Below are 21,418 nucleotides of genomic sequence, written 5' to 3'. Positions count from 1 at the left end.
AATATAGTGCTTTTATAGAGACAGACTCACTTAATGTACTACAGGTACGATTTGCATCCGTCTTTCTTATATTGGCTTAAACAAACCCAAAAGTTACTTTCAATAAAAAACCCTCTTATAATTTAAGAGGGTTTTTTTGTGCTTATAATATTTCTTTTAAGCTATTTCTATATTTATAGAATTAACCTAAATTAATAGGTTTGGACAGCATTAGTTTTTTACGATGATACCGCAACCAATACGATCGCCTGCATTACCTGAAGGCTGACTGGTATAGTCGTCAACGCCAGCGTGTACGATAAAAGCCAAACGATTTACGCTATATTTACCTGCTTCAGTCGCTGCAATTTTCTTGTTCACATAGTTAATAGTAGCAACACCATCTTCATTAGCAGTTAAGTTTGGCAAGTCACCAGCATGACCATTCATGTCATCTGGATTAGAATGTGGCTTGTTATCTGGGTTGAAGTGACCGCCTGCTGCTTTACCCATGACGTCACAGCTACCTGTTTCGTGGATATGTAATGAGACAGTTCTGCCTGGCTGTAGGTTAGTGAGTTTACCGTAAACTTGGACGCCACCATCAACTGGACGTAAGAAAACTTGACCAACTTCTTTCTTCTTGCCATCTACTGTTTGTATGGTTGACTTTAGCGTTGGCTGTGCTAAAGGATTGCCTGTCTGCATTTGACTTTCTACGGTTTGGCAACCAGTCATTGCTAACGCTGAACCGCATAATAGGGTACTTGCAAGTAATGTCTTATTCATTATTATCTCCAATTGTTTGAGTTGTTATTTTTAATCTTTATTAAAGCTGCGAATATCTATCGTTATTGTTCTATAAAAATCGGCGTCAATATTCGTTAACATCGGAGCCAGTATAGCCAAGCTAACCCTATAGTTATTCATCAAATGCGCAACAATCAGTTAATAAATGTAAGTAACGTATGGGTTTGAAAAACGAACTAAGATAAATGATTTTCAAAATTAAATGGCTTTAAATGCGTGAGAAACCTACTAAGAAGGCTATGAACTGCAAGCAAATGAATAACAAACAGGTATAAAAAAGCCGCTCACCATAGTGATGAGCGGCTTCCTAATCTATAGAACTGGCTTAATAAAGGTTCAATTAATTGTGCAGTGCTTTACCAGAGGTTTTATCAACAGTCACTTTGGCAGGCTTAATTGGTGTTGGCATACTGACCAAAGCAACCTTTAAGATTTCTTCAATCGTCGCGACTGGCTGAATGGTTAAGCCTTCTTTCACGTTATCAGGAATATCAGCCAAATCTCGCTCATTAGTCGCTGGGATCAAGACATGCTTGATACCACCGCGATGTGCCGCAAGCAACTTCTCTTTGAGACCGCCGATACGTAGGATTTTACCGCGTAAGGTAATCTCACCTGTCATCGCAATATCTGGACGAATAGCAATACCTGTCAACGCAGAGACTAGCGCTGTCGTCAGTGCACCACCAGCAGATGGGCCGTCTTTTGGCGTGGCGCCTTCTGGCATATGCACATGGACGTCTGTTGTTTTAAACGTTTCGTAGTCGATACCTAAGCTATCACCGCGAGCACGAACCACACTCATGGCCGCGCGAATCGACTCTTTCATTACATCGCCTAGTGAACCGGTAAAGCTAAGCTCGCCTTTACCTTTCATACCGACCGCTTCGATGGTCAATAGCTCACCGCCGACCTGAGTCCATGCAAGACCAGTAATACGACCAATTTCAGGCTCTTCTTCAGCCAGACCGTAGTCATACTGATGTACACCTAGATAGTCATCGATATTTTTGTCATCGACGGTCACTAGCTGACGTTCTGCTTTTTCGGAGCACGTGCGCCATGAGTTTCAACCGAACCGCGAACCACTTTACGGCAGATCTTGTTCACTTCACGCTCAAGGTTACGTACACCTGCTTCACGCGTATAGCTACGCACGATGCTATGCAATGCCGCTTCAACAATCTCAATCTCACCTTCTTTGAGACCATTTTGCTTAATCGCTTTTGGCACTAGGTATTTCTGTGCGATATTAACTTTTTCTTCTTCGGTATAACCCGGCAGGCGAATGACTTCCATACGGTCAAGCAGCGCAGGCGGAATATCCATGCTGTTGGCAGTACAGATGAACATCACTTGCGACAAGTCTAAGTCCATGTCTAAATAATGGTCGTTAAACGTGTCATTCTGTGATGGATCCAATACTTCAAGCAACGCTGATGCTGGATCACCGCGGAAGTCTTGCGCCATCTTATCGATTTCATCCAATAGGAACAGCGGGTTTTTGACTTCTACTTTTGCAAGTGATTGAACGATTTTACCCGGCATCGCACCGATATAGGTACGGCGATGACCACGAATCTCGGCTTCATCACGTACGCCGCCAAGGGCCATACGCACAAACTTACGACCAGTGGCACGGGCAATTGATTCACCCAATGAGGTTTTACCAACACCTGGAGGACCGACGAGACATAGAATCGGGCCACGAAGTTTCTTCACGCGTGATTGCACGGCGAGATATTCTAAGATGCGGTCTTTCACATCTTGCAAGCCATAATGATCTTCGTCTAATACCGTCTTAGCTTTGTCTAGATTGATAGATACTTTGGTCGTCGCATTCCACGGCGTATCCAAAATCCATTCAATATAGTTGCGTACGACTGACGATTCACTTGATGCAGGTGGCATCATTTTGAGCTTTTTGAATTCTTGCTCCGCTTTTTTGCGCACATCTTCTGGCAGGTCAGCATCTTCTAAACGCTGCTCTAGCTCAGCCACATCATCTTCACCATCGAACGCGCCGTCATTCATATCTGACAGCTCATTTTTGATGGCTTTCATCTTTTCATTCAAGAAGTATTCGCGCTGATTGTCTTCCATTTGCTGACGGACAGCATCTTGGATATCTTGTTCGATATTTTGCTCAGCACTTTGCTTGACTAGATATTCAGTCAAAGTATTGATATGCGTTTTGATATCGTCTTCTTCTAGGAAAGACTGCTTGATATCAAGATCCATCGACACACGAGTTGAGATGAAATAAACCAACTCAAGCAAGTCGTCAATACGTTTGGCCACACGAGTCAGCTCACGTGCATTGCGAAGTCGCGCATCTGCATAGCTTTCGAATAATGTAGTTAATGCTTGAATGGTATTTTTCTGTTGACTCTCATCCATGCTGACATCAAGGTCGGCACGTTCAAATCTCGCCATCAATAAATCATCATGGCCTTCTATGTTATCGACACGAGCGCGGTATTGACCTTCGATCAATACTTTAATGCAGTTCTCATCGCTATCGTGTGGCATAGTACTGACGATGCGGCACACCGTACCGTACTGATACAAGTTGTCTTGATCAATATCTTCGGTCAGTGAGTCTTTTTGCGCGACTACCAATACTTTATTGCCATACTCAGCCTGTGCCAGCTCAACCGCTTTCACCGATGGCGCACGTCCCACAAACAATGCAATTTGCATGTGTGGATAGACGACGACGTCGCGTAATGCCAGCAGTGGCAGATAGCTTTCATCTTCATCGTCTTTGACAGCGTTGGATGAGGCATTTAACGCATCCGTAGATGAGCTTTCTGTCTCATTATTCGCGTCAGCACTGATGTTAGCGTCAGTGTCAGTATTTGCGTCAGACGTCGTGTCAGTGTTCAGGGCAGATGATACATCGATGTCGATGTTGTCTTTATCAATATTATGTTCACTCATATGTTTTTCCTCGTTCCCCAGACTTGTAAAGTCAAGTTCGTGGTTCATGTTTAGATAAATGGTGCTCACGAAAAAAATTGCAAGGCTGAATGGTGAAGTCGTTTGCTTATCTTTGTTAAATAGTTGTCTGAGTGCCCAGTTATTAATGCAATCAATGTTACCAATGACATGTCGTCAACGGTATAACTGGTCTATGAAGGATAAAGACAGTCAGAAATTATAGAAGAGGGTTTAGATGTATAGGTGATATTTGGCTACCTATGATGATGTCTAATCGGTTCTATGCGTAGGCTTTATACCCAAAATAAGGTAAACTGGCGCGCGTCTAAAACAGGCTCTCATATTAAGACGTTTTAGACAACAGGGCGATATTCATTAGTTTCAATATTCATAGGTCTCAATAAGACCAAAGTATAAAGAACAAGGGGCAACACATGGCCATCAATGCAGTATTGCTAGCAGTTATTATTATGCTAGGACTGTCACTTTCGCGAGTGCACGTGGTGCTCAGTTTATTAATCGGGGCGCTGGTAGGTGGACTGCTAGCAGGGCTTGGTATTACTGATACGCTCAATGCTTTTCAGGAAGGCATCCGTAATGGCGCAGAGATTGCGCTGTCGTATGCACTGCTTGGGGCGTTTGCGGTAGCGATTGCTCATTCGGGCTTGCCGCAGTCGTTGGCAGGCGCGGTTATCAAGCGTATTGATGCTGCGGGCACGAGTGGCATGATTAAGTACATGCTGTTTGCAGGCCTCATTACCATGAGCTGCTTCAGCCAAAACTTAATCCCTATTCATATTGCCTTTATTCCGCTACTGGTACCGCCACTATTGTTAGCATTCAATCGCATGCAGATTGATAGACGCCTGATTGCTTGTCTGATTACGTTTGGACTGGTCACCACCTATATGTTTATTCCTTATGGTTTTGGTGATATTTATCTGAATCAGATTATGCTAAAAAACGTGGGTGAAGCGGGTATTGATGTTGCCAATATTTCTGTGGTGCAAGCCATGGCGATTCCTGCATTGGGTATGCTAATTGGTTTGCTAGTTGCTGTATTTATCAGCTACCGTAAGCCACGCGCATATCAGCAGATTGCGATAGATCAGCAAGCGCATGATGCTGTAGTAGAAGGTGATGCATTAAGCAAAACGGCTGCTGGCGCACAGTCGCAAAGCAAGCTAAAGACGCTGGTTGCACTGGCTGCTATCGTGACTGCTTTCGTTGTGCAGTTATATACTGACTCGCTACTTCTCGGCTCGATGTTTGGCTTCGGTGTATTTATGGCGACTGGCGTAGTGAAGTGGCGTGATGCTGATGGCGTCTTTAATGACGGTATCAAGCTGATGGCGATGATTGGTTTTATTATGATTACCGCGCAAGGTTTTGCTGAAGTAATGAAAGCCACTGAGCAGATTCAGCCATTGGTCGATGGAGCAGCATCACTGTTCGCTGGTAATAAAGCGATGGCGGCATTTATTATGCTATTGATTGGTTTGATTGTGACCATGGGCATTGGTTCTTCATTTTCGACCATTCCTATTTTGGCCGCGATTTATGTGCCGCTATGTATCTCTTTAGGGTTCTCGCCGTTGGCTACTGTGGCGATTATCGGTACGGCTGGCGCGCTTGGGGATGCGGGTTCGCCTGCGTCAGACTCGACATTGGGACCAACGTCTGGTCTAAATATCGATGGTCAACATGACCATATTAAAGACAGTGTGATACCGACATTCTTGCATTACAACATTCCGCTACTAGCATTTGGTTGGATTGCAGCGATGGTGTTATAAGTGATTTGGTCAGCCCTTTAACTCAATCCAAGTATCTAACAAAAAAGACGCTTATCGGTAAGCGTCTTTTTTTGCATTAGTTATAGGATTGTTAGAATAATTAAATTAGACGGTTATCTTAAGTACCGATATCTTGCTTTATACTTTCTATATTTTTGCGCAACAGGTATACGAAAAACAGTGTAATGAATGGGTCATAAACACGATCTAGCCTCAAATCACCGTTGATGTATTCAATAGTGGCCAACGCAAACAAAGATAGTAGAATCAAAGAAAAGCATTGAGATATAGGGATCAAAAAATGTAGAAAAGATGTGCTGCTAGAGGACTTTATATGACGCATTTCAATGTGAGTGCTAAGCGCGAAGGTATAAAATGCTGCAAGCGCTAGCAAAAAGGTTCTTAGTTCAGCAAAATCAAAGCCGTCGTAATCATAAATATAAGCCGCAGGCGTGGCCAGTAGTAATAGCACGAACAAATAAAAACAAACTTGTAGCGAAGCGGGCGACATAAATTCTTTTTTACTTTGTCCACGATCAACGACCTATACTGTAATGATAATTATTTGCGATAAGTATAGTTTATAGGTTATATAGAAACAATAGTTTGGCAATAAAAAGAAAACGTCGATCAAATCAAACTAACATATAACCGCGGTTATTCAAATTGTGCTCTATCATTTATAGATGTTATTCATCAAAATCCCCAATCTCACTATTCAAACTACTCAAAAACGCATCGCTTTGCGCTAGCAATTCATTTAAGCGTTCTTCATTGACGAGCCGTGTCATTTCATCAGCGCTAAAGAGTTGCTCTTGACTGTAGTAGCGTTGCTCCCTAGCGTCCTCATTGCCTAACGTTTGTAAATACTCATCCACACTGTCTGCACTGGAATCAGCAGCGCTAGAGTCTTTTTCAAATTGTTCATCATCTTTCATCAAAACCACCTTATGCCGCTTGGCGTAATTAAGCCATCTAGTGGCACATCCCACGGTTGACGTGCTAATTGTTCAACCACTTGAAAATCATAGCACCAGCCTATCTTTAACGGCCTTGAAGCCCCTGAGCGATAACTTTTCCCAAGGGTCGTATCATAGAACCCGCCACCCATGCCCATACGATTACCATTTAGATCAACCGCCACCAGTGGGCAGATAATGACATCCAATTCGCACGCCCAAAGTAGACGGCGATGATGGTTTTGCTTCATACCTAACCGATGGATACGCGTCGGTATGTTGATCAATTTTGAATGATAAACAGGCACAAAGCGCAATCGTTTATCATCATTGCCATTGCTAGTACGACCAAGTGAACCGACAACAGGTAAATAAGGTAAATAGCCTAAGCGTTGACACCAATCCAATAGTGACTGAGTAGGTAGCTCACCAAAGCCATCATAGTACAGTCCAACACGCGCATGTGTAGGCAGTCGCTGCTGTAGTTTGGTCAAATGTAAGCTTGCAGACTGAGCAAGTTGTCTACGTTCTCCATCGCTCAACTGACGGCGTTGGCGAGTAAAGTGTCGTCTAGGCGGATTGCTGATGACAGATTCAGATGTTTCAGCGTTTTTTAAGTCCGAATTATTTGAATCAAGGTTATTTGGTTCAGGGCGTATTGGTTTAGGGTGCATGGTTTCAGAGTGCATAATTTTAGAGTGCATAGGTATCTTATCCAATGAAGTATCAGATTGGTGATGACAGGCGTTTTTAGACATTCGTTTTTAGGCATCGCTCAAGGCGATTTGTGAATATTCAACACGTCCTAGTCATGCTATCATAACGCCACTTTATATCGTATTTCCGTTTATGTGCAGCAGCTGTTGCACTTTTTATCGTTCAGTTATTTAACAACAAACCAGTAAAGAGGGTAGTTATGTCGACACAGAATCAGGCAACTCGTACCGAAAAAGACACCATGGGCAATGTAGAAGTCCCAGCTGATGCTTATTGGGGTGCGCAAACTCAGCGTAGCCGCGAAAACTTTAAAATCGGTGGTGAGACATTGCCGCGTCCAATGATTGAAGCGATGGCACTGGTCAAAAAAGCCGCTGCGATTACCAATGCAAGCCTAGAGCGTATCGAAGGCGACAAGCGTGACCTTATCGTACAAGCCGCTGACGAAATCATCAATGGTGGTCTGGTCGATCAGTTCCCATTGGTCGTATGGCAGACAGGTTCTGGCACTCAGTCAAATATGAACATGAACGAAGTATTGGCCAACCGTGCCAACGAAATCGCTGGTTCTGAGCGTGGCAGCTACACGCCAATTCACCCAAATGACCATGTGAACCATGCACAGTCTACCAACGACAGCTTCCCAACAGCGATTCGTGTGGCTGCTGCTCGTCAGATCAACAGCTTACTGATTCCAGCGGTAAAAGCACTACGCGATACGTTAGCGGCAAAAGCCAAAGAATTCGATAGCATCGTAAAAATCGGTCGTACGCATTTACAAGACGCGACGCCTTTGACTTTAGGCCAAGAGTTCAGCGGCTATGTGAGCCAACTTGACCATTCATTGACTCGTATCGACAACGCGCTACAAGGTCTATATGAATTGCCACTAGGCGGTACTGCAGTTGGTACTGGTCTAAACGCCCATCCTGACTATGCAGTAAAATCAGCTGAGCAACTAGCGACTTTGACTGGCTTGCCATTCGTTACGTCACCAAACAAATTCGAAGCATTAGCGGCTCGTGATGCAGAAGTATTTGCGTCAGGCGCACTAAAAACACTAGCGGGCAGCTTGAATAAAATCGCTAACGACGTACGTTGGTTGGCATCTGGTCCTCGTTGTGGTCTGGGCGAGTTGACGATTCCTGAAAATGAGCCAGGCTCTTCTATCATGCCAGGCAAAGTGAACCCAACTCAGTCAGAAGCAATGACCATGGTTGTCGCTCAGGTTATGGGTAACGACACCACTATCAGTATGGCTGGCGCATCAGGTAACTTTGAGCTAAACGTGTATAAGCCAGTTATCGCGTTTAACTTGTTGCAATCTATCAAGCTGCTTGGCGATGCTTGCAACAGCTTTAACGAAAACTGTGCCGTTGGTATCGAGCCAGTAAAAGACAAAATCGATGACTTCTTGCATAACTCATTGATGCTAGTAACGTCATTGAACCGTCATGTCGGTTATGAAAATGCTGCAAAAATCGCTAAAACTGCTTATAAAGAGAATAAGACTTTGAAGCAAGTGGCGGTTGAGCTAGAGCTACTAACTGAAGCGCAGTTTGATGAGTGGGTCATTCCTGCTGATATGGTACATCCTAAGTAAGCAGTAGACCAAATAGTGACCTGCTACGGTGTCAGACTTGCTTAATGTACGACAAGTACAATTTGTATTGCTAGTAGCATCATCATATTTGTTCCACTGAGAATTTATAAATAAAAAAAACAATAACCTAACTCGGAGTAAACAATGATTACCCATGTACCTGATATGACTTTTAAAACTCGTGTTCGTGATGACTCTATTGGAGGAGACAACCCGTTCACATGGTATGATCTAACCACAGATGAGTTATTTGCTAATAAAAAGGTGGTTGTGTTTTCTCTACCAGGTGCCTTTACGCCAACTTGTTCGACCAGCCATCTCCTCGTTATGAAGCGCTTTATAATGAGTTTAAAGCATTAGGCATAGATGAAATAGTTTGCATTTCTGTCAATGATGCGTTCGTCATGTACCAATGGGGTCTAAAGCAAAACCGTGAAAACGTTTTCTTACTTCCTGATGGTAATGGTGAATTCACTCGTAAAATGGGCATGCTTGTTGATAAGAGTAATGTTGGCTTTGGTATGCGCTCATGGCGTTATTCGATGGTTGTCGACAATAAAGAAGTTAAAAAAGTCTTTAAAGAAGCTGATTTTGGCGACAACTGTCCAATAGACCCATTTGAAGTATCAGATGCAGACACTATGTTAGAGTATTTAAAAAGTAATGCTTAGGTTCTATTAAGAAGTTAGAAATAAAAAAGACCTTACCATGTTAATTGGCAAGGTCTTTTTTTATTTACGACTATAGAGCAGATTCTGTTTTTAGCTTGAATACACTAATCTCTGTGACTCATTTAAACTAACAGGATTACATTTTAAAATTGTTTAGATTATACTTTGTATTTATTAAAAGTTTGATTGGTTTTGCTAAGCCATTAAATCAACTGTAGGGTAGGATATTAGCTAATTATGGCATTATAGATAATAAAGGGAAGCACTATGGATGAATTTATTGATGCATATTCTGATGATCAAATTTATTTAGAAATGATAGAAAATTTAGTGAACCAACACCCTTTAGAAGGTAATGTACCAGATAGTATTAAATACTCGTCATTCTGTCGCCTTTGGATCGTCATGATGGTTGGTAGTATTGAAATGATGATAACAAAATGGTCTATGCCCAATCAAGCTGGAATGTTAGATATAGCTAGCTATTTTGACAAAGGATCTAATGAAGCTCGCTTGCAACGAATTTTTGAAGCTTTTAGAATCAGAGGTCTTAAGCCTAATAGGCTTATGTTTGATGACTATTTAGCATGCAAATATATTCGTAATGCATATGTCCATGGGCAATGGAATGAATCAAAGAGAAAATATGTCGATTCAAGAGGGCTACCATCTACGTTAATGGGCTTTGACCCCGATCATTATAAACGTGTCAAAGATAGCTATTATCACATACTAAATTTGTTAGGTATGTCTAATGCTATCAACACTATGATCAAAAGGTTATAGTTAATTGAGCTTGAATATTTAGATCATACGCACCTACTGTAAGACCTATATATTTTATCAGTGTATTGGCTGTACCATATATCGGAATTCATGAAAAAAGACCTTACCACATTACGTGATAAAGTCTTTTTTTCATGAAAAGCCAAGCTTAACTAGAACTTATAAAGCAAACCAAGCGTTGTCGCTGCTTCAGTACGTGAGTCAACCATTGGGCTATCGTATTGCTCATTCGGTACATAGCTCACGCTTTGATTGGCAAATCCTGCCCAGCGCTCATTAAAGTCATAGTTGGCACTGATATTGATATACGGATTCAGGCTTGAGTTAGATTTATAAGCGTCAACGCCCGTTTTAGCGGCTTCTTTTTCACTGACGCCATAGTAGTATTCATTGTAGTCAGCATCATGATATTCAAAGCCAATGCTTGGATAGACCGTTAGCTTGCCTTTAGTAATTCTAGAAAGGTAGGTTAAGCGAGCCGTGTTACCGCCACTACGATCTAATACATCAGCACCTATCTGTGCGCGGATGCCACCAATAGCCGTACGACGCTGATAGCTTAGACCTGCTTCTGCTGATGATTTACGCTCATCCAAACCTTGTAGTGCGCCATTGGCATCATCAGGATCAAACTCAGAACCCGCAAGCTTGGCATAAGCAGACAGCTGATTGACACCATCATTGATCAGATACGCACCAGCTTGCGCACCGCGTACATAGACTTTGTTGTTGTCATAAAATGCACCTGGTAGCACGCGCACTTCAGTGCTGTCTTCGAGATCATAGGCCGATTTGACTGCCATGACATTGACCCCAACGCTGAGCTCAGCATCTTTGTCAGTCGGCAAGTTGTCATTAAAAAGTGCGGCGTTAGACATGCTAGCCACACTAAGTAGTGCAGTAGCTGTGAACGCGCTAAACATAGTACGTGTAGAGATATTAGGTAGCGCTGCAAGTTTTAACATAATTGGATCTCGTAAGTGAGTATAAATAACTGAGTGGTGCGAGTAAGCAAAACGTGTTCAAAAGAGTAAGCAATAAAACGAATCAGTAATGTTGGTCAGTATGCTGTTTTTGGAGTACATATAGCAATGATAGATAAGTATGAGCATTTACTCAATGGCTTTTAGTACTTGTAGTAATTGCTGATGAATATCTTGCCACCACCAGACAAAACCAATGCTTATAAGTAACATCGCAAGCCATGGTAATAGTTGCCAGATAATGGAAGGTTTTTTAAGTGCTTCGGGTTCAATACTATTATGAACAGTGCCATTGTTTAACGGTGAGTTGTTAGCAGTAATGCTATCGGCATATATATCTGCTGTATTCGTTTCATTGTTGGCAAACGCAGCATCTTGCTCGGTTGAATTGGCATCAATATGAGGCGATTGGTCGATAGAAGTGGCATCATACGAGCTTTGATTATCGTATTGTGCACGATATTGGCCACTATACTGACTGTTATATGATGAGTTGTCTTGAGTACTGTATGAGTAGTTGGTTTGATAAGGGTTAAACGTGCGCTGCTGCTGAATCGCTGCATTCTGTATAGCAACGGCTAGACGCTGACGGTAGCCAATCGCAAAAGCCAATGCAATCACTAGTCCTGTGATTGCGCCACCGATATGACCAGCATTATCAATACCCGGTACAGCAAACCCATAGACGAGGTTGATGCCCATAATAAATATCAGGCTTTTTAGATTGAGCACCATGCCATTGACCGATATTTTAAACAGTGCAGCGATTAATAATGCCGCGCCAATGCCCATGATACCGCCTGACGCGCCAGCTGATAGTCCGGGCTGTCCCGTGCCATCCAAAATACTTTGCCACGTCACATAGCTGTTGAGTAGGTTACCACCGATTGCCGCTAGTAAAAATAACGCCAAAAACTTGGCTGAGCCAAACATCGGCTCGGCAATCTGCCCAAAGAAATACATGGCAAAGCCATTAAATAGTAGATGCATGAGACCAATGTGCAAAAACGCACTACTGGCCAAGCGCCATGGGTCATCCATCATCGTTAAGGGTAAGGCGTTGGCACCCCATTTAACTAACGCTTCAGTTGACGGGTTATTGGCATCGACGCCCGTGACTAGCTGCATGACAAATAGCCCGATAAAGCTGGCTAATAGCAGGGTAGTGACGGGCGCTGTTTTTAATAATTGTTGAATGGTCATAAAGGCTAACTGTCATCAAAAAGTTATAGAGACAGTATAAAGGGTATGAGCAAATTATGTTATGTGTAGCCGGTTTTAAACGTTGATTGTTCTACAATCAGCCGCTCTAAAAACGACCCACTTTGAGGTTTTCATACGTGCCTTTTACCAAGATATTATCCGTGACAGTATTGATATCGGTATGACCACAGAATGCCATAGATATATCACACTCTTTATAGATAATCTCAAGCGCGCGGCGCACCCCGTCTTCACCATACGCTCCCAATCCGTAGAGAAAAGCGCGACCAATCATTGTGCCCTTTGCACCCAATGAGATGGCTTTTAGCACATCTTGACCAGAGCGAATGCCACTGTCTAACCACACTTCAATGTCGCTATTCTCAGCATGGACAGCTTGTACGATGTCAGACAGCGCAGAAATAGAAGACAGTGCGCCATCTAACTGACGGCCACCATGGTTTGAGACGACCAGTGCATCCGCGCCACTGCGAGCTGCCATAATAGCATCTTCAGGCTCCATGATACCTTTGATGATAAGTTTACCGCCCCACATGTCTTTGATACGCGCCACATCGTCCCAGCTCAGACGCGGATCGAATTGCTCTGCCGTCCAAGCAGAGAGTGATGACAGATCCTCAACATTTTGTGCATGACCGACGATATTACCAAACGTGCGACGTTTGGTGCCCAGCATATTAAGACACCATTCTGGCTTGGTCATTAAATTTAAAATATTAGCCAATGTGGGTTTTGGCGGTGCGGATAGACCGTTTTTGATGTCTTTATGACGTTGTCCCAGCACCTGTAAGTCCGCAGTCAAAATCAACGCAGAACAGTTTGCTGCTTTGGCACGGCGAATCAAATTGGCCATAAAGTCCTGATCACGCATGACATAAAGCTGAAACCAAAACGGCGCACTGGTATTTTCAGCGACGTCTTCGATAGAGCAGATACTCATGGTCGATAGTGAAAAGGGCACGCCGAATTTTTCAGCGGCGCGTGCGGCATGTATCTCACCATCTGCCCACATCATGCCGGTAAAACCCGTTGGGGCGATGGCTACAGGCATCTTGACTGGCTCACCGATCATACTCGTTGCCAGACTGCGGTTATCCATATCGACCAATACGCGCTGGCGCAGCTTGATACGGTCAAAGTCAGTCTCGTTATTACGATAGGTGGTCTCAGTCCACGAGCCTGAATCGACATAGTCATAGAACATACGCGGCACTTTACGCTCAGCAACGCGGCGCAGATCTTCGATTTCGGTGATTTTAGTTAAGTCTTTCATAGGTTTATCTCTTATTGCTGTTATGTTTTAACTAGAAGGCAACCTTAACCTAACGCTACTAGATCTAGTTTAATAGCGTCAGCTTGCCTGATTATCGTCCATTCAGTTTTCTACGGGAAAATTTGCCACAAAAAGACATCAGTCCAAAGAATGTTATGGGCCAGAGAACGGCTAAAGCCCACCACCATATTTGACCGAAGATGATAGCCATACCGATCAAACCTGCTTGCACGACATAATAAATCATCGCTAGCAGTGTTTTGCGAATCACATAGCCTTCTTTATCCACCAAGCCGACTACTGCGCAAGCAGCTACCACATTATGCACCGAAATCATGTTACCAGCCGCACCACCCACAGCTTGCAAGGCTATTACTTGTGCTGCAAGGTCGCTATTGAGTCCGATCTGATTGGCTGTTGACCATTGAAAATATGAAAACATCATATTGCTAATAGTATTTGAACCGGCGATGAAAGCACCCATTGCCCCAATCCATGGAGACACTAGCGGCCACGCATTTTGAAAAGCATCGGCAGCACTTTCAGCCAGTAATATTGGCATAGCCGGTAGCGCAGTAGCGACTTCAGCGGCTGAGCCTGAATTAATGAATACTTGTACCATAGGCACCGAGAATAGCAAAGCTGGTGCGGCAGCAACCATGGTCTTTGCCGAGTTACTCCAACTGCGCTTTACCGCTTGGCTATTCATTTTGAACAGTAAAATACATAATAAAGAAGTAATAATTAGAATGCTACCAGGAGAATAGGCGAGCTGTATCTTACTAGAGATTGTTGTACCAAAAAGATTAGTAAGGCTAATGGTTGTTAAATCCCCTACCAGAAAAGCTTTGAGTGGTGCAATCACTCGAGTTATGACCAATAAGGCAATCACAATGAAATAGGGCGAAAATGCACGAATTAAAGAGAACTTTGGGGTTTCTGAATCATCATATTTTACCTCGTCTAAAGTACCCAGCCAGTCTTTGTCCCATTTTGCGCGAGGGGCAAAATCAAAAGTATCTTTAGGCATCAAAAAACCACGCTTAGCAGCGGGAAGTACAATTAACAACCCAATGAAACCGCCAATGAGTGAAGGGAACTCAGGCCCTAGAAATTTAGCAACCAAAAAATAAGGAATAGTAAAGCAAAGACCTGCAAAAATGGCAAATGGCCATACTTTAAGCCCTTCTATGAAGGAGCGTTTTTCACCAAAGAACCTTGTCAAAAAAGCACTTAAAATTAAAGGTATCAAAAACCCAATAAGCGCATGTACAAGGCCTACGTTAGCTGTAATCTGTAATAAATAATTTTCGGCAGTAGTAGGGGCAATGGACTGTGCTAAATCTTGTTTATCAGTAATACCAGACCAAACGCCAAGTAGTAGAGGCGTACCAACTGCACCGAATGATACGGGTGTAGATTGAATGATAAGAATAACCATGACCGATGCCATCGCTGGAAAGCCTAAAGCCAACAACAGCGGAGCACCCACTGCAGATGGTGTTCCGAATCCTGATGAACCTTCTACTAAAGAGCAGAACAACCATGCCACAATGATCGCTTGGACGCGCCTATCAGGTGAAATATCCATAAAGCCCTTACGTATGGCGACAAGAGCGCCGCTTTCTTTCAGCGTATTCAGCAGTAAAATAGCTGCGAATACAATGAATAAAATAGTAAGTGCCACAATAATCCCATTAACAGTAGCAGCCGCTACCTGAGGCACCACTAGCGTGCCAAATGAAAAAGGCTAGCAGAGCTGTCACCAAATAGGCAATACTCATAGATATCTTAGCTGGCAGGCGCATAACTATGAGTAGTATGAATACAACGAGAATTGGCGCTAAGGCTAAGAAAGTGTACATAATTAACAGTCCTTATTGTTATTAACAGTCCTTATTGTTGTGTATACCAGCTTATTTTTTACTGGTTTTAAAGTCATACTAAGTTATTACTATAGTCGATACACTCTAAAAATGTCATAGCGCTACTGGGATGAATTTTGCGCAGCCTCTGGGAACGCAGCACGCAAGTAAAATTTATACCAGTAGCGCGTTTAAATCCATAACAGTTTTACATTCAGCTAACTATATTTATTAAGGCGTGTTAAACACGCCCTAATAGTTGCTCTTAGGTGCTTTCGCTGAGAATTGTATGTATATGATTTAACAGAGTGCAAGGTTAGAGAGTTGAGATTATTGATCAGTAAATCATTAGCATTAGTATAATCAATTTACCAAACAGAATATAAAAGTAGTCTAGCAAATATTGAAATACCATACTAGCTAAAATTAGCGGTAGATATTCTAATATAAGAAATTTAAAAGCTCTATAACATCAAAACAAAGTGCCGTTAGTTGTGAGCTAACAGTTGCTGTAAATCCATGACTGAAAATGGATAGTCTAATCGTTTTGATGGAGTCAAAATCACAGGGATAGACGTGGCAAAATCCATCATAAGCGCCTCATCAAATTCTGCAATATCGACATTTTGGTAAGTGATTGGCTGTACCGACTGAAACTGTGCAAGTATTTGCTCAGCGATATCACACAAATGACAGCCCGAGGTGCCCAGTAGCCACCATTGATTGTTATTTTCAGCAGTGTTGAGGCTTGGATTTGCTGCAATAACACGCGCTCGTAATACTTCTATATTATCATCGTGCATGGGTAATCTCTTATCTTCATACTGATTGCAAAGCGCTGATGCTCAGTACGCGCTTATTTAAAACATAAAATACTTTAACGGCCATTACATCATAAAGAAGTGGGGTAAATAATGACAGCGATTGTGAGATTAGGTAAGATGACCTGCTATTGATCGTTATTAATGACTAATGCTCAACAGTTAATGATTGGCTATAAATAGCCCGTTTACAATCATTGATTCTTGGTTATGTCTCATAGTCATTGATAGAGTATCTATCTTATCTTATTACTTTTTTAACCACTCGGATACCGCGCATGGCAAGTTTTGGCACATTTATCAAACGTCTGTTATTGGCAATTATGCTATTGGTTGTCGCATTCCATATATTGGTTGTTGGGCTACTATTAATTTGGAAAACACAGCCAATTAACAACAGTATGTTTATGTTGACGCATCGCCTAACGGGCGGCACAGTCACTCAGACATGGGCTGAATATGATGCGATTGCCAAATCTGCCAAGCAAGCGGCAATTGTGAGTGAAGACTCGACGTTTAGTCAGCACAGTGGTTTTGACTTTAAAGGTATCAAAGCGGCGCAAAAGAAAAATGAAGAGACAGGCAAAATGTCTGCTGGTGGCTCAACGATTACTCAGCAATTGGCAAAGAACTTGTTCCTAACCTCGCATCGCTCTTATGTGCGTAAAGCGGAAGAGGCTGTCATCACTGTGATGATTGAGACCTTGTGGGACAAGCAGCGCATTATGACTGCTTACCTAAATGTGGCGGAGTTTGGCAATGGTATCTATGGTATCGACGCGGCAGCGCATCATTATTTCGATAAGTCTGCGGCCAATCTAAACCGAGATGAGTCAGCACTTCTGATTGCGATGCTTACCAATCCAAAGTACTACGAAGACAATCAAGGCGATAAGCGTTTGCGTAATAAGCAACGTATTATCAAAAAACGCATGAAAAATGCTGTATTACCGCAAGCAGCTTCGTAAATATAAATCATTAGGGCTAGGTTAGATTATAGGATCGGATGTTGTAGGCTAGGATATTTCGAATAAAACTAGGATATGCCCTAGAAAAGACAGAACGATAAAAGATGATGGCGTATCGATAACGCAAAAGGAGTAGTGACGTGGTAGAGATGACTAGTAATCAGGGCAGTAGTGATGTTAACGATATGATTGACGTTAATAATGTTGAAGATGGCGCTAATGACAATATTAATAAAGACGTTAGTGTAGATAATAGCCAAAATAACTTGGCAGAAATTGAATGGCAACGCTCAGAAGATGGCAGCTATTCACCGAGCAGTTATATCAATCGTGATTTGTCTTTACTACAGTTTCATCTGCGGGTATTAGCGCAGGCATCTAGTTCGCGTCACCCATTGCTTGAACGCTTATTTTTCTTGATTATTTTTTCATCCAATCTCGATGAATTTTTGAGATTCGTGTCGCTGGCATCATGCAAAAGCTTAACATCGGTGATGTATCGACCAGTGCTCATGGCATGCGTCCTAGCGAAGTGCTAAACGAGATATCTATTATCACTCATGCTGCAATCAGTGAGCAGTATCGTATCCTCAATGAGGACATCTTGCCAGCGCTCGCGCTCGAAGATATTCGCTATCTCAAACGTGATGAGCTAAACGCTGAACAGTCTGCATGGATGAAGCGCTATTTTACGGAGCAAGTCGTACCCGTATTGACGCCGATTAGTATTGATCCGGCACATCCATTTCCGCGTCTTGTAAATAAAAGCTTAAACTTTATTGCTACATTGGAAGGTAAAGATGCCTTTGGACGCGATATCAACTTAGCGATTGTACCTGCGCCGCGCAGTCTGCCGCGTGTGATACGCCTGCCAGATGAGCTGACTGGTGGTAAAGAGCATCATGTGATGCTATCCGCTATCATTCATGAGCATATCGGTGAGCTATTCCCTGGAATGAGTGTGAGTGGCTGTCATCAATTTAGGCTGACACGTAATGCCGATTTAGATTTGGCCGATGATGTCGAAGATATTGCCAAAGCATTAGAAGGCGAGCTTGAAAACCGCCGCTTCGGTGACAAAGTACGTCTTGAGGTCACAACTGATTGCCCAACGCATATCAGTGAGTATCTGCTTAATGAGTTTGAGCTGCATGACAATCAGCTATACCGTGTCAATGGTCCTGTCAATCTAACGCGTTTGCTGTTTGACTTTAATATTCCTGCGCTACGCTACCAGCCATTTACTCATGTCGTGCCAAAGGCATTTCGCCGAGAAATGGATAAGTCAGATAAATCGACCAGTATGTTTGCTGCCATGCGTAAAAGCGATGTGTTAGTTCATCATCCTTTTCATGCCTTTTCTCCGATTATTAATTTACTTTGGCAAGCAGCAAGCGATCCTAAAGTATTGGCGATTAAACAAACGCTATATCGCTCAGGTACCAATTCAGAAATTGTCAAAGCACTTGCAGCCGCTGCTCGTAATGGCAAAGAAGTCACGGCTGTTATCGAGCTGCGTGCGCGTTTTGATGAAGCATCTAATATCGCAGTTGCCAACTATCTACAAGAAGCAGGCGCGGTCGTGGTCTACGGTATCGTCGGTTACAAGACCCATGCCAAGCTTATGTTAATCGTACGCCGCGAGGACGATCGAATCCGTCGTTATGTTCATTTAGGCACTGGTAACTATCACGCGGCCAATGCCAAAGTCTATACGGACTATGGTCTGTTTAGCGCCGATCCTGATATCTCAGAGGACGTTCATAAAATATTCCAAGAGTTAACCGGCATGGGTAAGCCTGCCAACCTCAAAAAACTATTACATGCACCGTTTACTTTGCATGAGAAATTGATGAGCTTTATCGATGATGAAATCGCTCATGCCAAAGCGGGTAAACGTTCTCATATCATTATAAAAGCCAATGCGCTCACTGAGCGCCGCCTCATTGATAAATTATATGATGCCTCGCAGGCAGGCGTTAAGATTGAGCTGATTTTACGGTCTATGTGTTGTTTACGTCCGCAAGTAAAAGGACTCTCTGAAAATATTACAGTACGTTCTGTTATCGGTCGGTTTTGGAGCATACGCGCGTTTATTATTTCTATAATAATGGCGATGAGCGTCTATACTGCGGTAGTGCAGACTGGATGGATCGTAACCTATTCCATCGCGTAGAAGTGGCGTTCCCGATTGAGAACAAGAAACTGTTTAAGCAGATTTATCAAGATGGCTTAATTAACTACTTACAGGATAATACGCAAGCGTGGACACTTGATGGCACTGGCGTTTGGCAGCAGTCACAGCCAGCAGCAGGTGAGGAGCCACATGTCGCACAAGAGCATTTATTAAAAACGATCAATCGTGTCGAAGAGTCTAGCTAATTTGCAAAGATACCTTTAGGCGATAATCAGCTATTCGATTGTCTATCTAACCAAGCACTGGTAAATACTGGTGCTTGGTTTTTTTGCTCACCAATTGCAAAAGTTACAAACTGACTTGCAACCTCACAATTATTCACATATTGATACGGCAGTACACTGGTGCATTACCCAAGGTCATACCTATAATTAATATCAATTCCGACGCTACTTGAGAAGTATTGGTTGCTCATTTAAGCGTTGGTATAATCTCGAAACATATATCTATTGGACTGTCTAAAGCCGTCTAATCAAATCATAATAATAGGAAATAAACCATGAGTACTACTAACGATGACAATTCAGATATCAAGCAAGCTGCAGAACGGGTAAATGGTCAGGAAGTTGAGAAGAACTTAGCAGAGAATAAAAAAGTCGACGCTCCTGAATCATTAAGTGAAGAAGAGAAAACACCTTTTATTGATGATGATCTACGTACTGATAAGTAATCTACGACATCAAACATCGATCTAATAATTAATAATAAAGCGAGGGACGCGCCATGACTATGCAAGAACCAGAAGCAACAGACACAGAAGAAAAAGTAATCGTGGATGACCCTGCTGCTAGTGAACTAGAAAACCCTAAAGATAGTTATGCAGGGCGCAAGCACAAGCCTGAAATCGATGGCCCTGAGCAAGACTCACAAGAGACCGACGAAGTTTATGCTGATCCACGTAAAGAAGAGAATCTTCCAGCTGGTGGCAAGAATGCAGCAGAACTAAGTGCCTACGACTTGAGCCAAAAAGGTAATGAGTAAAGGAGTATAGCTAACAGCGGGCTAACCAAATCGACAAAATTATAAATATAAAAAGAGGATATGATAATGCAAGCTAAAGACTCAGCAATAGACAAGACAAAGGTACTAGGATCTGATGATCATAGTGCAATTGAAAGAAATACTACCGAGAACAAAGGAACTGATACTTTTGATGAGTCTGTTGTCGACTCAGAACACGTAAATGATAATGACAATCCAGCGCGCCAACCAGATCGTCGTGATCAAGAAGGTAGTACCGCATTTGATGACAATATCAATGAAGATACTGTCGGTAGTGCAGCACCAAAGAGTGAGGGTATTAATGATTTAAATCGTTATGCCAATATTGATAATGCACAAACCCGTATTTTAAATCCTGATGAAAAAGATTAGATAGGTTTAAATCTCGAAAGATATATAGCGTTTCTTGGATTACACGAGTAATTATTATAGTAGGGAGTACCAATGAATAACTCAAATAATGAAAGCGTCAATAGTGATCATAACTTAAAAGATGCAGATGACAATAATGGTATTGTCCCTGATGATGCATTACAAAAAGCAAATCCAGCCGCAGCAGAAAAGGCTACGGAAAATCATGATCCGCATAATGTCGCTAAAAGTAATAAACAGTATGACAGTCCATTGATGGAAGATAAAAAGTAAAAACTCACTACATCAATAGCTATTAGTATTTGTACATAAATACGCATTTGTACATAAACAGAAAGGCACTGTGTTTGGTAAGAGTATATAACTCGTATCAAACACAGTGCCTTTTTTGCTTACTATATTTTTACTTTCGACATTATATAGGTAGACATATTTAGGTAAGGCGTGGG

General features: G+C 42.4%; 17 protein-coding genes and 3 pseudogenes. 11 read left to right on the top strand and 9 right to left on the bottom strand.

Going from position 1 to position 21,418, the window contains the following annotated elements; genetic code table 11:
- Positions 1-210: 210 nt before the first annotated feature.
- Both ACOBWA_RS11570 and lon read right to left on the bottom strand, forming a co-directional pair.
- A complete protein-coding gene (locus ACOBWA_RS11570) occupies positions 211-768 on the bottom strand; it encodes a superoxide dismutase family protein (protein ID WP_057761216.1) in 558 nt (185 codons plus the stop codon).
- A gap of 361 nt (positions 769-1,129) precedes the next feature.
- Positions 1,130-3,534, bottom strand: a pseudogene (gene lon / locus ACOBWA_RS11565) (endopeptidase La).
- A gap of 632 nt (positions 3,535-4,166) precedes the next feature.
- On the opposite strand from lon, the gene ACOBWA_RS11560 reads away from it, so the two are divergent.
- Complete coding sequence (locus tag ACOBWA_RS11560; RefSeq protein WP_420229435.1) at positions 4,167-5,528, top strand: Na+/H+ antiporter family protein; 1,362 nt, start codon at positions 4,167-4,169, stop codon at positions 5,526-5,528.
- Positions 5,529-6,217: 689 nt separating this feature from the next.
- Here the strand turns inward: ACOBWA_RS11560 and ACOBWA_RS11555 are convergent.
- Together ACOBWA_RS11555 and ACOBWA_RS11550 are read right to left on the bottom strand one after the other, a co-directional pair.
- Positions 6,218-6,466 (bottom strand): hypothetical protein, encoded by a 249-nt coding sequence (locus ACOBWA_RS11555; RefSeq protein ID WP_420229434.1) that lies wholly within the window; start codon positions 6,464-6,466, stop codon positions 6,218-6,220.
- Positions 6,466-7,191, bottom strand: coding sequence for a 5-formyltetrahydrofolate cyclo-ligase (locus ACOBWA_RS11550; RefSeq protein WP_420229433.1), 726 nt, complete (start codon positions 7,189-7,191; stop codon positions 6,466-6,468). The genes ACOBWA_RS11555 and ACOBWA_RS11550 overlap by 1 nt, the downstream gene beginning before the upstream one ends.
- Before the next feature lie 212 nt (positions 7,192-7,403).
- Here ACOBWA_RS11550 and fumC point away from each other — a divergent pair, with 212 nt between their 5' ends.
- From fumC to ACOBWA_RS11530, 4 genes are all read left to right on the top strand, one after another.
- Positions 7,404-8,807, top strand: a complete 1,404-nt coding sequence (gene fumC, locus ACOBWA_RS11545; RefSeq protein ID WP_102092240.1) for a class II fumarate hydratase — start codon at positions 7,404-7,406, stop codon at positions 8,805-8,807.
- Positions 8,808-8,951: 144 nt separating this feature from the next.
- Entirely contained in the window at positions 8,952-9,167 is a 216-nt protein-coding gene (locus tag ACOBWA_RS11540) for a redoxin family protein (protein WP_420229432.1), read from the top strand.
- Positions 9,110-9,478, top strand: coding sequence for a redoxin family protein (locus ACOBWA_RS11535; RefSeq protein WP_420229431.1), 369 nt, complete (start codon positions 9,110-9,112; stop codon positions 9,476-9,478). The genes ACOBWA_RS11540 and ACOBWA_RS11535 overlap by 58 nt, the downstream gene beginning before the upstream one ends.
- 267 nt (positions 9,479-9,745) lie before the next feature.
- Complete coding sequence (locus ACOBWA_RS11530; RefSeq protein WP_420229430.1) at positions 9,746-10,264, top strand: hypothetical protein; 519 nt, start codon at positions 9,746-9,748, stop codon at positions 10,262-10,264.
- A gap of 152 nt (positions 10,265-10,416) precedes the next feature.
- Here ACOBWA_RS11530 and ACOBWA_RS11525 read toward each other — a convergent pair whose 3' ends face one another.
- The 5 genes and pseudogenes from ACOBWA_RS11525 to ACOBWA_RS11505 form a co-directional block, all read right to left on the bottom strand.
- Positions 10,417-11,229, bottom strand: coding sequence for a MipA/OmpV family protein (locus tag ACOBWA_RS11525; protein WP_420229429.1), 813 nt, complete (start codon positions 11,227-11,229; stop codon positions 10,417-10,419).
- Positions 11,230-11,376: 147 nt separating this feature from the next.
- Complete coding sequence (locus ACOBWA_RS11520; protein WP_420229428.1) at positions 11,377-12,450, bottom strand: rhomboid family intramembrane serine protease; 1,074 nt, start codon at positions 12,448-12,450, stop codon at positions 11,377-11,379.
- A 106-nt stretch (positions 12,451-12,556) separates the two neighbouring features.
- Complete coding sequence (locus ACOBWA_RS11515; RefSeq protein ID WP_420229427.1) at positions 12,557-13,744, bottom strand: alpha-hydroxy acid oxidase; 1,188 nt, start codon at positions 13,742-13,744, stop codon at positions 12,557-12,559.
- 91 nt (positions 13,745-13,835) lie between these two features.
- Positions 13,836-15,609, bottom strand: a pseudogene (locus ACOBWA_RS11510) (L-lactate permease).
- A gap of 488 nt (positions 15,610-16,097) precedes the next feature.
- Positions 16,098-16,412, bottom strand: a complete 315-nt coding sequence (locus ACOBWA_RS11505; RefSeq protein ID WP_420229426.1) for a glutaredoxin family protein — start codon at positions 16,410-16,412, stop codon at positions 16,098-16,100.
- A 296-nt stretch (positions 16,413-16,708) separates the two neighbouring features.
- Here ACOBWA_RS11505 and mtgA point away from each other — a divergent pair, with 296 nt between their 5' ends.
- The 6 genes and pseudogenes from mtgA to ACOBWA_RS11475 all read left to right on the top strand — a co-directional run bounded on the left by mtgA (position 16,709) and on the right by ACOBWA_RS11475 (position 21,242).
- Positions 16,709-17,398, top strand: a complete 690-nt coding sequence (mtgA, locus tag ACOBWA_RS11500) for a monofunctional biosynthetic peptidoglycan transglycosylase (RefSeq protein ID WP_102093061.1) — start codon at positions 16,709-16,711, stop codon at positions 17,396-17,398.
- 149 nt (positions 17,399-17,547) lie between these two features.
- A pseudogene (gene ppk1 / locus ACOBWA_RS11495) lies at positions 17,548-19,780 on the top strand (polyphosphate kinase 1).
- Positions 19,781-20,094: 314 nt separating this feature from the next.
- Complete coding sequence (locus tag ACOBWA_RS11490; protein WP_420229425.1) at positions 20,095-20,265, top strand: hypothetical protein; 171 nt, start codon at positions 20,095-20,097, stop codon at positions 20,263-20,265.
- Positions 20,266-20,318: 53 nt separating this feature from the next.
- A complete protein-coding gene (locus tag ACOBWA_RS11485) occupies positions 20,319-20,576 on the top strand; it encodes a hypothetical protein (protein ID WP_420229424.1) in 258 nt (85 codons plus the stop codon).
- Between the two features lie 66 nt (positions 20,577-20,642).
- The gene (locus ACOBWA_RS11480) at positions 20,643-20,969 is read left to right on the top strand and encodes a hypothetical protein (RefSeq protein WP_102092250.1); all 327 of its coding nucleotides are present in this window, start codon (positions 20,643-20,645) and stop codon (positions 20,967-20,969) included.
- A gap of 72 nt (positions 20,970-21,041) precedes the next feature.
- Entirely contained in the window at positions 21,042-21,242 is a 201-nt protein-coding gene (locus tag ACOBWA_RS11475) for a hypothetical protein (protein ID WP_420229423.1), read from the top strand.
- The last annotated feature ends 176 nt before the right edge of the window (positions 21,243-21,418 follow it).

It is taken from the genome of Psychrobacter sp. ER1 (assembly GCF_048631835.1).
Lineage (GTDB): Bacteria > Pseudomonadota > Gammaproteobacteria > Pseudomonadales > Moraxellaceae > Psychrobacter.
The sequence above is the reverse complement of the archived record's forward strand: the minus strand, read 5'-3'. Positions and strand labels throughout refer to the sequence as shown.